Below are 13,737 nucleotides of genomic sequence, written 5' to 3' on the forward strand. Positions count from 1 at the left end.
CCCTAGCCCCCGATCCGCGATTCGATGCGCTCGACCACGGAAGCCGGGACGCGCTGACCGGAAAGCTGCGCGAGGATGCGTTCCTTGGCGGCGTCGGGCATCGCCGCACTGCCCTCCACGTAGGCGACGAGGCGCTGGCGGCGTTCGTCGCTGAGTTCCATGAGCGCGTCGGCGGTTTCTTCCTCGTCCGGCAGGTCCACCCCGAGCGTGCGGACCTTTATGCCGGGACCGAGGAGCGGCGTGCGCTGCGCCACCACGAGACGGCCGTCCACCGGGCCGGCGTCGACGAGGATGTCGTCGCCCTGCCGGCGCTGCAGGGTCACCGGCACGACCTCCAGCCGATCTTCGGCGCCGACGACGAGCACGGTGCCGGCGGCGTCGAGCGCGGTGGCCGGCAGGCGGGCGAGGTTCTCCATTGGCGCTTCCTCGACCTCCACGGTCACGAAGTCGCCGGGGCGGAAACCGGGGGCGCGGTCCAGCCGGGCGAAGATGATGCGCCCGGTCTCGCCCTCCGCCACCGATCCGGCGGAACGTTCGATACGGCCCGAGGCGACGATATCGGTGCCATGCACGTCGAGCCGCACGGTCACGTCCTGGTGCCCGAGTTCCCCGTCCGGGCCGAGCAGCCGGATGTAGCCCTGGGTGGAGACGCGGAAGGCAACCTCGAGCGCGTCGGGGTCGATCAGTCGGGCGATCTGTTCGCTTTCGGACACCAGCCGGCCCTCGACCACGCTGACCTCGGACAGGGTGCCGGTGAAGCCGGCGCGAATCTCGGTATCGGTCAGCGCGCGCTCGGCCTCCGCGATGGCGAGGCGGGCGCGGCGGATGGCGGTCTCGGTCGCGTTGAGCCGCGCCTCGGCCTCGGCCACGGCCTGCCGGCGCTGGATCACCGCGCCGCGCCCCGTGGAAAGCTGCAGTTCGGCCTCCTCCACCGCCGCGGCGGAGCCGACGCCGCGGTCAGCGAGGTCGCGCTGACGGGCGAGCGCGCGCTCGTAGAGCGCGGTCTGCCCCTCGGCGGCAGCGAGGTTCTCCTGCGCCAGTTCCACGGCGCGGGCGGCGTCGGTTTCCTCGGCCTCGGCGTCCTGCAGGTCGGCCTCGGCGCGGTCGAGCGCGGCCTCGGCGTCGGCGGGGTCGATCCGGGCGAGAAGCTGGCCCTGCGAGACGCGCCCGCCCTCGTCCATCTCTTCGGCCAGTTCGACGATGCGGCCCGAGGCACCGGCGCGGATCTCCAGCTCGCGTCGGGAGCGGACCTCGCCATAGGCGGTAAGGATCGGGCGCAGGGTCTCGGCCTCGGCCGCCACCACGTTGACGGAGAACACCCGCTCCTCGCGCTGGGGCATCCGCGGTTCCTCGGAGAGGCGGGCGGTCACGGCGCCTTGCACCAGCGCCGCGGCATAGACCAGAAGGCCCAGCGTCATCGCCGTCAGGAACAGGCCCAGAAGGCTTCGGCGCAGAAATCGCATCGTCGTCACGGTCCCTCGGGGCGCGGCGGGCGGGCCGTCGGGGCCACGTCGCGACGCGCTGATAATAGGTACAAGTGTTGCGCCGCATGGGCCGGCCCAGACGCGCTCACGACCCTTTTACGGGCGCGGCGGTCATTTCCGCCGCTGATGTTCCGATAATCTTGGGAAAATTTCCACGAAATTGCACGGACGGTGCCGGTAATCGAGCTGCGGCGCGAGGATCTCGTCCCAGGCGTCGCGGCAGGCCGAGGGCGAGCCCGGCAGCGCGAAGAGGTAGGTGCCCTCCGCCACGCCGGCGGTTGCGCGGGACTGCACGGCGGACGTGCCGATCTTGTTCATCGACACGATGGTGAAGACCGTGCCGAAGGCGTCGATCTCCTTTTCGTAGACGTCGCGGTGCGCCTCCACGGTCACGTCACGTCCCGTAAGGCCCGTGCCCCCGGTTGAGATCGCCACGTCGATGTCCGGGTTGGCGCACCACTCGCGCAATTTTGCGGCGATGGCGGCCCGCTCGTCGCGGACGATGGCGCGCGCGGCCAGGGTGTGGCCGGCGCCCTCCAACCGCTCGACCAGCGTGTTGCCGGAGCGGTCGTCCTCGGGCGTGCGGGTGTCCGACACGGTCAGCACGGCGATGCGGACAGGCAGAAAGTCGCGGGCGGCGCTCATGGGCTGGTCCTTTCGGAACTGGCGGTGAGCCGCGCGGAGAGGTCGAGCAAGTCGGCCCAGGCCTCGCGCTTGGCCGCCGGGTTGCGCAGAAGGTAGGCGGGGTGGAGCATCGGCAGCGCCGGGCGGCCGAGCGCCTCGGTCCAGCGGCCGCGCAGGCGGGTGATGCCGCGCTTGCCGAGCACCGCGCCGGCCGAGACGTTGCCCATGATCACCAGAAGGTCGGGATCGGCGAGCGCGACGTGGCGTCTGAGGAACGGCAGCATCATCGCCACCTCGTCGGCGCGCGGGTCGCGGTTCTGCGGCGGCCGCCAGGGCAGCACGTTGGTGATGTAGACGCCGGCATCGCCGGTGTCGGTGCGCGCCAGCCCGATGGCGGCGAGCATCCGGTCGAGGAGCCGGCCGGCGCGGCCGACGAAGGGTTTGCCGGCGAGATCCTCCTCGCGTCCCGGCGCCTCGCCGACGATCATCACCCGGGCCGAGGGGGCGCCGTCGCAGAAGACGAGGCTGCGGGCGCCGCGGCGCAGGTCGCAATGGGGATAGGCGTCGATGGCAGCGCGCAGGGCGCCCAGGTCGCGCGCGCCGGCGGCGGCGCGCTCGGCCTCGGCGACGGGGTCTTCCCCGGCGGCGGGCGCCGGGGCCGGAGCGCTCGGGGCGGCCTCTTTCGGCTGGGCAGCGGCGGCGAAACGGTCGACGGGCGCGTCCGAGATCGTCTCGGTCACGCCCATGTCGAGCTGCCATTCCAGCGCCGCGCGGGCGGCGTGCCAATCGAGTGCCGAATCCATGGCCGCGAGCATAGCCGCGCGGGCCACGGGGGAAAGGGGCGCCGGGCGCGCGGCGGACCGGGGGCTGGCGCTGCAACGCCCGAGGTCTGCGCTTTATCCCGGCCACACACCTCAGCAATCCGAACGGCGCGCGCGGGTCACATCGCGCCAGACCGTCGGGCCGGTCCGGCGCGCGCCCGGCACCTTCGGTACTCTTCGGGCGATCGCCGCTTTGTCCGGGCGTTTTTCGGGGACGGCGAGACGCACCTTCCCCTACCCTTGCCGGTGCCGCGCCCCGCAGCTACAACGCCCGCGACCAAGAGGCCGGAGCCAAAGCCCGATGCGTTTCGATCACCGCCACCTGCTGGGCATCGAGGCCCTGCGCCCCGACGAGATCGTCACGCTGCTCGACCTCGCGGACCGTTACGTCGCGCTCGGCCGGCAGCAGGAAAAGCACGCCAGCCTGCTGACGGGCCGCACCCAGATCAACATGTTCTTCGAGACCTCGACCCGCACCCAGGCCAGCTTCGAGCTCGCCGGCAAGCGCATGGGCGCGGACGTGATGTCGATGGCGATGCAGGCGTCCTCGATCAAGAAGGGCGAGACGCTGATCGACACCGCGCTGACGCTGAACGCGATGCATCCCGACCTCCTGATCGTGCGTCACCCGCATTCCGGCGCCGTCGCGCTGCTCGCGCAGAAGGTCAACTGCGCGGTGATCAACGCCGGCGACGGGCGGCACGAACACCCCACGCAGGCACTGCTCGACGCGCTGACGATCCGCCGGCGCAAGGGGCGGCTGCACCGGCTGACCGTGGCGATCTGCGGCGACATCGCGCACAGCCGCGTCGCCCGCTCCAACATCCTGCTGCTGCACAAGCTGGAGAACCGCGTCCGCCTCGTCGGACCGCCGACGCTGCTGCCCTCGGGGATCGAGGATTTCGGCGTGGAGGTCACCCACGACATGCGCGAGGGGCTGGCCGATGCCGACGTGGTGATGATGCTGCGGCTCCAGAAGGAACGCATGGACGGCGGTTTCATCCCCTCGGAGCGCGAGTATTACCACCGCTACGGGCTCGACGCCGAGAAGCTCGCCCATGCCAAGGAGGACGCCATCGTCATGCATCCCGGCCCGATGAACCGCGGGGTGGAGATCGACGGCACGCTGGCCGACGACATCAACCGCTCGGTGATCCAGGAGCAGGTGGAGATGGGCGTCGCGGTGCGCATGGCGGCGATGGACCTTCTCGCCCGCAACCTGCGCGCCCGGCCGACCGAGGTGATGGCATGAGCGACCTTGAGGTCCGCGCCGCGGAGACCGGGATCGTCCGGGTCTTCCACCTCGACCTGCCGGCCGACGCGGTGGAGCGTTTCACCGGCGAGGCGGGAACCGGCGAATGGCCGGTGAAATACGCCCTCGGCGCCACCGCGCTGCGCCGCGACTTCGTGGAGATCGTGGCGATCCGCGACCTCGGGGCGATGACGCTGCCGGGATATCTCGAAGAGGCCTACGACATCGCCGGCAAGGATCTCGAGGCCGACCGCGCGGAGCTCGAGGCGCTGACGGGGCACGTGCTGGTGCTGCCCTCACAGGCATTCGAGCGCACGGCCCAGACGCTGGACGTGCGTCCCCCGCTGCGCTTCGTCGGCGCCTACCGCGAACCGGGCGCCTCCGCGCCGGCGGCGCCGCTGCACAGCGCGGCCTCGGGAGGCGCGGGCACCGGCGGCAGCGCCCCGAACACGGCGCCCGGCCGCCGCTCACCGCTGTTGCAGGCGATGGCCTACGTGATCATGGCGCTCTTTGCCGCCGTCGTCGTCTACCTGCTGGTGGCCGCGCTGTGAACCGGGCGGACTTACCTGCCCCGCGCGGCGCCGCGTTCTGCGCCGCCGCCGCCGATCCGGCAAGGAGCCCTGCATGACACCCGTGCTGATCGCCAATGCGCGCCTGATCGACCCCGAGGCCGGCGAGGTCCGCGAGGGCGCGGTACTGATCGAGGATGGCCGCATCGCCGAGGTCTTCGACACCCCTGCCCCGGACGTGTCGGAGGACCGCGTGCCCGCAAAGGCGCGGCGCGACGCGCGCGGCAAGTGCCTCGCGCCCGGGATCGTGGATATCGGCGTGAAGGTCTGCGAGCCCGGCGAGCGGCACAAGGAAAGCTACAAGACCGCCGGGGACGCCGCGGCGGCCGGCGGCGTGACCACGATGGTCACCCGGCCCGACACCGACCCCGCGATCGACACGCCCGAGACGCTGGAATTCATCCGCCGCCGCGCGGTGGAGGCATCGCTCGTTCATGTCCTGCCGATGGCGGCTCTGACCAAGGGCCGCCAGGGCCGCGAGATGACCGAGATCGGTTTCCTGATGGATGCCGGAGCCGTCGCCTTCAGCGATTGCGACCACGTGGTGCGCGATACCAAGGTACTGACCCGCGCGATGACCTATGCGGCGGGCCTCGGCGCGCTGATCGTCGGCCACCCGCAGGAGCCGATCCTGAGCGACGGCGGCGCGGCGACCTCGGGCAAGTTCGCCTCGCTGCGCGGGCTGCCGACGGTGTCGCCAATGGCCGAACGCATGGGCCTCGACCGCGACATCGCGCTCGTGGAGATGACCGGCGCGCGCTACCACGCCGACCAGGTGACCGCCGCGCGCGCCCTGCCCCCGCTGGAACGTGCCAAGCGCAACGGTTTCGACGTCACCGCTGCCACCTCCATGCACCACCTGACGCTGAACGAGATGGACCTCGCGGATTACCGGACGTTCTTCAAGGTCAAGCCGCCGCTCCGCTCCGAGGACGACCGGCAGGCGGTGATCGAGGCGGTGAAGACCGGGCTCATCGACATCGTCTCGTCGATGCACACGCCGCAGGACGAGGAATCCAAGCGCCTGCCCTTCGAGGAGGCCGCCTCTGGCGCGGTGGGGCTGGAGACGATGCTGCCGGTGCTGCTGCGCCTCTACCATTCCGGCGATCTGCCGCTGCCGGTGCTGTTCCGGGCGCTGTCGCTCAACCCCGCGCGGCGGCTGGGGCTGGAGGCGGGGCGCATCGCCAGGGGCGCGCCGGCGGACCTGGTGCTGTTCGACCCAGACAAGCCCTTCGTCCTCGACCGGTTCAAGCTGCGCTCGAAATCGAAGAACACGCCGTTTGACGGCGCCCGACTGCAGGGTAAGGTGATAGCGACATTCGTTGCCGGATCCGCTGTCTACGAGGCCGACTGATGCCCGCGCTCGACTCCGCGCCCCTGGTGCTGATCCTCTGGGCCGTTCTGGGCTATCTCTGCGGGTCGGTGCCCTTCGGGCTGGTGATCACGCGCACCATGGGGCTTGCCGATCCGCGCACAATCGGGTCGGGCAATATCGGCGCGACAAACGTCCTGCGCACCGGCTCGAAGGCGGCGGGGGCGGCGACGCTGATCCTGGACGCGGCGAAGGGCGCGGTGGCGGTGGTGGCCGCGCGGCTCTTTTCGGCGGAGGACGCGGTGCAGGTGGCAGCTCTGGCCGCCTTCGTCGGGCATTGCTACCCGGTCTGGCTGCGCTTCGTCGGCGGCAAGGGAGTGGCGACGTTTCTCGGCGTCCTTCTTGGGCTGATCTGGCCGGTGGGCCTGCTGACCTGCGCGACGTGGCTTGCGGCAGTGGCGCTGACCCGGGTGTCGAGCGTCGGCGCCCTGATCGCGGCGGTGCTGTCCTCGGGCTGGATGCTGCTATTGGGGCGGCCGGACGTACTGGTCGTGGGCGTGCTGATGACGCTTCTGATGATCTGGCGGCACCGGCAGAACATCGCCCGTCTGCGCGCAGGCACCGAGCCCCGGCTGGGCGAACGGCCGTAGGCTGCGGCCGCCGCGCCAAGTGGTCTGAACATCCGTGACTGGCCCGAAGGCGCCGGGTCAGCGCCGGCCCGTGGGTTGGCGCTTCCAGACCTCCGGGGTCTTTGATTTATGCCAGCCACGCCCCTCCGAAATTCAAACGTTGCGCCAGAATGACAAAGCGCCGACCCGCGGGGACGGGTCATGCCGGAGGCATGCTTCCAGCATGACGCTGGCCCGGCGCCTTCGGCTTGACTCCGGGCCGAGTTGCGCGGGGTTCGAGCTACCTTGCCGCCCTATTCTTCCCCGGTGCCGTAGCGGCGGAAGAGACCACCCTGCGCCATGAAGAAGGCAAACAGCGCCGCCGTCAGCCCGAAGGTCTTGAAGTAGACCCAGGTCTCGGTCGACATGCTGCGCCAGACGACCTCGTTCGCCAGCGCCAGCGCGAAGAAGAACGCCGTCACCCGCTTCGTCAGGATCATCCAGCCCTCGTCCTGCAGCGGCACCAGCCCCTCCATCACGTAACGCAGGTAGCTCTGGCCGCGCAGCAGCCCCACCGCCAGTACGCCGCCGAAGATCAGGTAGATCAGCGTCGGCTTCATCTTGAAGAAGCGCTCGTCGTTGAGCCACACCGACAGCCCACCGAACACCACGATCAGCACCACCGTCACCACCTGCATCCGGCTGAGATGTCCGGTCAGCCACCACAGAAGGCCGGTCGAGGCCACCATCACCGGCACGAAGCCGGCGGTGACCACGATGAAGCCGTCATAGGCGGTGCCGCCGATGTCGAAGCTCCGGTCCTTCAGGATGAGGTAGGCCACGAAGAAGGCCAGCACCGGGCCAAGCTCCAGCGCGGTCTTCAGACCCTGGGATATTTCGCGATTGGACATCTGCCACCTCCGGGGGGCGATATGGGCCATTCAGCCGCCGAACTCAACGATCACCGCACCGAGCGCGATGAGGGCCATCAGAGCGATGCGGCGCGGGCCGACGGTTTCCTTCAGCACCAGCCAGCCGATCAGCGCAGCGAAGACGGTAGAGGTCTCGCGCAGGACCGCCGCCTCGCCGACCTTGTCGAGCCGGGTGGCCAGCATGATCGAGCCGAAACTGGCGAAGGCGACGAGCCCGCCGGTGACCCCCCGCAAAGCCAGTGGGCCGGGGGGCGGCGGGGCCTCCATGCGCGCGTAGCGCCAGACGGCATAGAGCGGCATGGCCGCACCGTCTATCATGAAGAACCAGGCGAGGAAGGTGAACGGGTCGGCGGCGCTGCGGATGCCGTAGGCGTCGTAGGTGGTGTAGAGCGCCACGAAGAGCCCGGTAGCGACCGCGAAGCCGAGCGCGGGGCCGAGCGTCGCGCGGGCGTCGTGAAGGTAGAGGTAGTTGTAAAGCGCGAGCCCGAAGATCCCCGCCATCAGCACCGCGATGCCGAGCCATTGCAGCGGCGCGAAGACCTCTCCGAAGATGAGGTAGGCACCGATCACCGCGAAGAACGGGCCGGTCCCGCGCACCACCGGGTAAACGACGGTGTAGGCACCGCGGGTATAGGCCAGCGCCTGCAGCACCTTGTAGACGAGGTGGATGGCGAAGGCGCCGGCGAAGATCGTCCACATGTGCGGCGCGGGCCAGGGCACGACGAAGAGCGCGAAGGGGGCGGCCATCAGCCCGTAGGACGCGTCGATCGCGCCGCGCGACAGCCACGGGTCGTGCCGGCCCTTCTGCAGCGCGCCGAAGACCGCGTGCAGGAGCGCGGCGAGCAGCGCCAGCGCCATGGCCAGCGTGCGCCCGGCCTCGGTGCCCTCGAGCGAGATCAGCCAGTCGCTCACGGCGCGTCCCTTTGTCGGCGACGCCGGGCGGAGAGGCCGGAGGGGGCGCTGCCCCCGCGCCTGCGGCGCCCCCCGGAGTATTTGGAGCCCAAAGAAGCCGGGAGAGGCGGGATCTGGCGGCCGGGGGACGAGGTGGCGGCGACGCAGCGGAAGCGGCCTCCGCATGCCCGGCGGCGCGGGGCGGGTGCCGGCTGGCGGCCTGCTGGGGGGCGGGGACGCGCAGGTGGCGCGCCGACGAACCGAACGTGCCGCAGAGGCGTTATGGCCGGGACGGACACCGCGACCCGGTCTCCGAGGGGAGGACATGCCATGATCGACCTCGTCCGAGACGAGCTTCTGACCACGTTCGGCGCGACGCCGCTGCCGGTGGCGATCCTGCGGCTGGTCTGTGCCGCGATCCTCGGAGCGATTCTGGGCTGGGAGCGCGAATCGCACGACAAGCCGGCGGGGCTGCGCACCCATATCCTCATCGCCATCGCGTCCTGCCTGTTCACGCTGATCGCCTTCGATCTCATCGCCATGGGCGAAGAGGCCGGGGATGCCCTGCGGGTCGATCCGATCCGCGTGATCGAGGCGGTGACCGCCGGGGTGGCGTTCCTCGCCGCCGGGTCGATCATAACCCAGGGCGCGCGGGTGCGGGGGCTCACGACCGGGGCCGGGATGTGGATGGCCGGCGCGGTCGGCCTGTCCTGCGGGACCGGCAACGTGCCGCTTGCCGCGCTCGCCACGGTGCTGGCCCTCTTGGTGATGTGGGTGCTGCGCAAGCTGGCCGGCCGCCGCCAGGGCAAATACCGTTGAGGCGGCGGGGCGGCGGCAACGCTCCGAGACGGCGCCTGTTCACTATGAAGAACCTCACTACACGCGCCGGGGGCCCTCGCGGCGGCATGGCACGGTGTCGTGCCCGGGCACCGTGCGGAATCGTCACCGGTGGCGGCATCGCGCGCCCCGCCCCGGGACGCGATCATGGCAGGATCCGCTCCATGCCCGTGCGGATCTCGAACCCGAATCGCTTGTAGAGCGCGGCGCTGCCCGGCGGTGCGATCAGGACGATCCCGCAGGTGGCGGGCAGCTCGGCCTCCGCCCAGGCGATCAGGCGTTCCACGATGCCGGTGCCGAGGCCCTGCCCGCGCATCTCCGGATCGACCGCGACGTCGACGATCTGCGCCACCGTCCCGCCGTCTCCCACAAGCCGGCCGAGTCCGACAAGGCGGCCCCGCCGCCGCGCCGCGACGACGTGGAGCGAGCCCTCGAGCCCCTTGGCCGCCGCGGCCGGGGCGCGGCGCCCCTCGCCCGCGAGCCGCATGAGTTCGAGGTATTCGCCCACCGCGGGCGCGCCGTCCTGCCAGGTCAGGCTCACCTGTCGAGCCCCGAGAGCGCGGCGGCGAATTCCTCGGGGTCGAACGGCGCGAGATCGTCGATCTGCTCGCCCACGCCGATGGCGTGGATCGGCAGGCCGAAGCGGTCGGCGAGCGCCACCAGGACGCCGCCCTTCGCAGTGCCGTCCAACTTCGTCATCACCAGGCCGGACACGTCGGCGAGCTTCTGGAAGGTCTCCACCTGGTTGAGCGCGTTCTGCCCGGTGGTCGCGTCGAGCACCAGGAGCGTGTTGTGCGGCGCCTCGGGGTCCTTCTTGCGCAACACGCGGACGATCTTGGCCAGCTCCTCCATCAGATCGGCGCGGTTCTGCAGCCGCCCGGCGGTGTCAATCAGCAAAAGATCGGCGCCGTCGTTCTGCGCCTTGGTCAGCGCGTCGAAGGCGAGGCTTGCCGGGTCCGAGCCCTCGGGCGCGGTCATCACCGGCACGCCGGCGCGCTCGCCCCAGACCTGCAACTGCTCGACAGCGGCGGCGCGGAAGGTGTCGCCGGCGGCGATCACCACCGACTTGCCGGCCTCGCGGAACTGGCTGGCGAGCTTGCCGATGGTCGTCGTCTTGCCCGACCCGTTGACGCCGACCACCAGCACCACCTGCGGCTTCGTGCGGTAGAGCGGCAGCGGCTTGGCCACCGGCTCCATGATCCGGGCGATCTCGGCCGCCAGGAGCTCCTTGATCTCCTGGGTGGAGACGCGGCGACCGTAGCGGCCTTCGGCCATGTTGCCGGCGACGCGCAAGGCGGTGTCGACGCCCATGTCGGCCGATATCAGCAATTCCTCGAGGCTCTCGACCATCTCGTCGTCGAGCACCCGGCGCATGACCGGCGCCTCGGTGGTGCCGCGCCCGAAGAGACGGCCGAAAAGGCCGGTATTGCGCGTCTCGGGCGTGCCGTCGCCGGGGATCTCGGGCGGAGGCTCCGGGCTGTCCGGCACCTCCTTCTGCGGGATCTCCAGCGGGGTGAGCGGCACGCTCTCGGAGGGGCGTCCGGGCTCCGGATCGTCGGGGACCGGGGCGTCCGGTCCGGGGTCGTCGGGCACCTCCGCCGGGGCGGCGGGGTCTTCGGGCACCGGCGCCTCGTCCGGAACCACCGGGGGCACTTCCTCCGGCGGCGCGGGCGCCGGATCGGCCGGCGGCGTGACGTCCGGGGCCTCGGGCGCCGGGTCGGCCGGCGTCGCCGGCCGCTCGGGCGTATCCGGCGCCGGCGGGGCGCCGGAGCTCTCCGGATCGGTGCTGCCGCCCTCCTCGACGATGGCGTCGAGCCCCTCTTCGAGCTTCGAGGAGGAGCGCAGCAGGCGGCTTTTCAGTTTTCCGAAAAAGGACAAGACGGCCTCCGTCACGATCCCTCCTCACGTAGACGCGATGGCGGGCAAGGAAAAGGGCCGTTGACGGCACCGGGCGCCGGCGCCCAAATCCGCGCCATGTGGCGATGGATGCTCCTGGCCCTGACGCTCGCCCTCCCCGCGCCGGCCGCGGCGGAGCCGGGCACGCTGTGCTCGGCCGGAAAATGGAACCGGGTGATGTGCATCCGCCCGTCGCATTTCGTCTTCGATACCTGCCAGGCGATCGAGTATTTCGCACGGGAGAACGGGCTCGACCCGGGCTTCTTCGCGCGGCTCCTCTGGCAGGAGAGCCGGTTCGACCCCAACGCGGTGTCGCACGCCGATGCGCGCGGCATCGCGCAGTTCATCGATTCGACCGCCTACCTGCGGGGCCTCTCCGACAGCCACAACCCAGCGCTCGCGCTCGAGCATTCCGCCCATTACCTCGGGGAGATGACGCGGGAGTACGGCAACCAGGGGCTCGCGGCGGTGGGCTACAACGGCGGCGAAGGGCGCGCCGAGGGGCTGATCGCGAAGACCGGCGGGCTGGCGAGCGAAACGGTGGATTACGTGCGCATCATCACCGGGCTGCGCGCCGAGACCTGGCGCGACGACCCGCCCGAGGACCACGATTTCCGCCTGCAGGGCGACATGCCGTTCCAGGAGGCGTGCCATGACCTCGCCCGCAACCGCCGCCTGACGAAATATCCGCCGGTGGAGCCGCCGGTCTCGCCCTTCGGCGTGCAGATGGCCTTCGCCCGCACCGAGGCCGGCGCGCGGGACGCGTTCGAGACGCGCAGCCGCGCCTGCCGCGGCCGGGTCGAGGACGTGCCGCTCGACATCGTCTTCGTGCGCAACCGCGTCTCCGGCCGGCAGGGCTACTACATGGCGCGGCTCGGCCAGGAGACGGCGCGCAGCGCGCACACCCTTTGCGCCGCGCTGCGCCGGCAGGGCTGCATCTGCGCCGTCTACAAGAACGACTGACCGCGCGCCGCCGGGCCCAATTGCCAGGCCGAGGCCCTCGCCGGGCCCGGGGCGCTGTCCCCGGGCTTCATCTGCCCGGAAATATCCCCGCCGGAGGCTCCCGCACGGCCCACGCGCGCTGCGCCGGGACGCCGGGCGACCCGGTGTTCAACGACCCGGTGTCCAGCGTGCGCCCGGCCGCCCGGCCATGCTCCCGTGGCGAGGATGGAAGTTCCGGCGGGGCCCATACCGCCAGATGAAGACGGGGGTGCCGCGACGGACCGCAAGTGGGACGCTCGTTGGCGGACGGAGGCGGGCCGGGCGCGCGGCGTCGCGGTCAGAGGATTCCGCGCACCGCGTCGAGGAAGGCGCGCACTTCGCCCAGGGTGTTGTAATGGCAGAGCGAGACACGCACGCAGCCGGTCTGGCCGAGCGGTTCGAGGATGTTGCCCGAGTAGTGGTCGGCCTTGCGCAGGTGGGTGCGGATGCCTGCCTCGTTCAGGCGGTCGACGATCTCGGACGCCGGAACCGCCTCGGCCCAGAACGACACCAGCCCTTCGCGCGCGGGGTTGTCCGCGCCGCCGATCACGGTCACGCCCGGCAGCGACGCGAGGCCCGGCAGGTTGTCGGTGCCGAAGAGCATGGCGTCCGTCAGAGCGCTCTCATGGGCGTGGATCGCCGCGCCCGCCGCCTCGATCCGCTGGCGCGGGTCCGAGGCGCCGGAGACCTCCGCCCCCAGCCAGTCGAAATAGGCGACGACGTCCGACAGCGTCGCATAGGCGCCGGTGTCGCGGGTGCCGAGTTCCCACGCGCCGACCGGGCCGCCGGTCAGGCTGTCATGGCCGAGCGCGGTCAACCGGTCCGAGGCCCAGGCGACCCCGAAGCCGTGGCGCGAAAACATCTTGTAGGGCGAGATCGCGTAGCCGTCGATGTCCGCGCCGGCGATGTCGATGCGCCCGTGGCAGGCGTGCTGGATCCCGTCGACGACGATCAGCGCCTCGGGCGCCTCGGCGCGAATTGCCGCCGCGATGGCGGGCACGTCCATCGCCATGCCGGTGACCGGCGAGGTGTGAAGGATCGTCGCCACGCGCACCTCGGGCGTGACCGCGGCCGCGTAGGCCTCGGGCGTGACCTGCCCGGTCGCATCGTCGTGCTTGACCCAGACGTGTTCGCGCCCCGTGACCTCCGCCCAGCGGGCGGCGGCGGAGCGCGAGGCGGGATGTTCGACCGTGGAGCCCAGCACCACGCCGCCCTCAGGCGCGCCGAGGCAGGCATCCCGGATCATCCGGAACAGCAGCTCCGTGCCGCTTTCGCCGACGAAGATCGCCCCCTCCGGCGCGTTCAGCAGCACCCGCATGTCCGCCTTCGCCCGGTCGATCGCCGCCATCAGCGCCCGGCTGGCACCGTTCGCGCGGCCCTGGTTGTCGGGGATAGCGGCATAGCGGGCGGAGGTCTCCACCACCGCGTTCAGCGTCAGCGCGCCGCCGGCATTCTCGAAGAAGATCCGCTCGCCTTCGAAGGGGCAGGTCTCGACATGGGCGAAGCGGGCGCGGATCGCCGTCATCAGCT

Annotated in this window: 14 protein-coding genes; 6 read left to right on the plus strand and 8 right to left on the minus strand. The window is 71.3% G+C overall.

Translation table 11 applies throughout. The features are described 5' to 3' along the window. Positions 1 to 2: 2 nt before the first annotated feature. The 3 genes from F3H57_RS08150 to F3H57_RS08160 all read right to left on the minus strand — a co-directional run bounded on the left by F3H57_RS08150 (position 3) and on the right by F3H57_RS08160 (position 2,911). Complete coding sequence (locus tag F3H57_RS08150) at positions 3 to 1,463, minus strand: efflux RND transporter periplasmic adaptor subunit (RefSeq protein ID WP_149755413.1); 1,461 nt, start codon at positions 1,461 to 1,463, stop codon at positions 3 to 5. Between the two features lie 132 nt (positions 1,464 to 1,595). Next, the gene (moaB, locus tag F3H57_RS08155) at positions 1,596 to 2,129 is read right to left on the minus strand and encodes a molybdenum cofactor biosynthesis protein B (RefSeq protein WP_149755414.1); all 534 of its coding nucleotides are present in this window, start codon (positions 2,127 to 2,129) and stop codon (positions 1,596 to 1,598) included. Next, on the minus strand, positions 2,126 to 2,911 hold the full coding sequence (locus F3H57_RS08160; protein WP_149755415.1) for a uracil-DNA glycosylase: 786 nt from the start codon (positions 2,909 to 2,911) through the stop codon (positions 2,126 to 2,128). The genes moaB and F3H57_RS08160 overlap by 4 nt, the downstream gene beginning before the upstream one ends. A gap of 319 nt (positions 2,912 to 3,230) precedes the next feature. On the opposite strand from F3H57_RS08160, the gene F3H57_RS08165 reads away from it, so the two are divergent. The 4 genes from F3H57_RS08165 (at position 3,231) to plsY (ending at position 6,712) form a co-directional block, all read left to right on the plus strand. Next, entirely contained in the window at positions 3,231 to 4,181 is a 951-nt protein-coding gene (locus tag F3H57_RS08165; RefSeq protein ID WP_149755416.1) for an aspartate carbamoyltransferase catalytic subunit, read from the plus strand. Continuing rightward, on the plus strand, positions 4,178 to 4,732 hold the full coding sequence (locus F3H57_RS08170) for an aspartate carbamoyltransferase catalytic subunit (RefSeq protein ID WP_149755417.1): 555 nt from the start codon (positions 4,178 to 4,180) through the stop codon (positions 4,730 to 4,732). Before F3H57_RS08165 ends, F3H57_RS08170 begins: the two co-directional genes overlap by 4 nt. Before the next feature lie 73 nt (positions 4,733 to 4,805). Further along, a complete protein-coding gene (pyrC, locus tag F3H57_RS08175) occupies positions 4,806 to 6,104 on the plus strand; it encodes a dihydroorotase (protein ID WP_149755418.1) in 1,299 nt (432 codons plus the stop codon). Next, positions 6,104 to 6,712, plus strand: coding sequence for a glycerol-3-phosphate 1-O-acyltransferase PlsY (gene plsY / locus F3H57_RS08180; RefSeq protein ID WP_149755419.1), 609 nt, complete (start codon positions 6,104 to 6,106; stop codon positions 6,710 to 6,712). Before pyrC ends, plsY begins: the two co-directional genes overlap by 1 nt. 272 nt (positions 6,713 to 6,984) lie before the next feature. On the opposite strand, the gene F3H57_RS08185 is transcribed toward plsY, so the two are convergent. Together F3H57_RS08185 and F3H57_RS08190 are read right to left on the minus strand one after the other, a co-directional pair. Further along, complete coding sequence (locus tag F3H57_RS08185; protein WP_149755420.1) at positions 6,985 to 7,581, minus strand: inner membrane-spanning protein YciB; 597 nt, start codon at positions 7,579 to 7,581, stop codon at positions 6,985 to 6,987. A gap of 30 nt (positions 7,582 to 7,611) precedes the next feature. After that, on the minus strand, positions 7,612 to 8,514 hold the full coding sequence (locus F3H57_RS08190) for a DMT family transporter (RefSeq protein ID WP_149755421.1): 903 nt from the start codon (positions 8,512 to 8,514) through the stop codon (positions 7,612 to 7,614). Between the two features lie 309 nt (positions 8,515 to 8,823). On the opposite strand from F3H57_RS08190, the gene F3H57_RS08195 reads away from it, so the two are divergent. Further along, a complete protein-coding gene (locus tag F3H57_RS08195) occupies positions 8,824 to 9,312 on the plus strand; it encodes an MgtC/SapB family protein (protein ID WP_149755422.1) in 489 nt (162 codons plus the stop codon). Positions 9,313 to 9,475: 163 nt separating this feature from the next. Here F3H57_RS08195 and F3H57_RS08200 read toward each other — a convergent pair whose 3' ends face one another. Both F3H57_RS08200 and ftsY read right to left on the minus strand, forming a co-directional pair. Then, positions 9,476 to 9,871, minus strand: a complete 396-nt coding sequence (locus F3H57_RS08200) for a GNAT family N-acetyltransferase (protein ID WP_149755423.1) — start codon at positions 9,869 to 9,871, stop codon at positions 9,476 to 9,478. Continuing rightward, a complete protein-coding gene (gene ftsY / locus F3H57_RS08205; protein ID WP_149755550.1) occupies positions 9,868 to 11,208 on the minus strand; it encodes a signal recognition particle-docking protein FtsY in 1,341 nt (446 codons plus the stop codon). Before ftsY ends, F3H57_RS08200 begins: the two co-directional genes overlap by 4 nt. A 60-nt stretch (positions 11,209 to 11,268) precedes the next feature. Here ftsY and F3H57_RS08210 point away from each other — a divergent pair, with 60 nt between their 5' ends. Next, the gene (locus tag F3H57_RS08210) at positions 11,269 to 12,189 is read left to right on the plus strand and encodes a lytic transglycosylase domain-containing protein (protein WP_223163010.1); all 921 of its coding nucleotides are present in this window, start codon (positions 11,269 to 11,271) and stop codon (positions 12,187 to 12,189) included. Positions 12,190 to 12,505: 316 nt separating this feature from the next. Here F3H57_RS08210 and F3H57_RS08215 read toward each other — a convergent pair whose 3' ends face one another. Next, complete coding sequence (locus tag F3H57_RS08215; protein WP_149755552.1) at positions 12,506 to 13,732, minus strand: aminotransferase class V-fold PLP-dependent enzyme; 1,227 nt, start codon at positions 13,730 to 13,732, stop codon at positions 12,506 to 12,508. Positions 13,733 to 13,737: the final 5 nt, after the last annotated feature.

It is taken from the genome of Roseivivax sediminis (assembly GCF_900112685.1).
Taxonomy (GTDB): domain Bacteria; phylum Pseudomonadota; class Alphaproteobacteria; order Rhodobacterales; family Rhodobacteraceae; genus Roseivivax; species Roseivivax sediminis.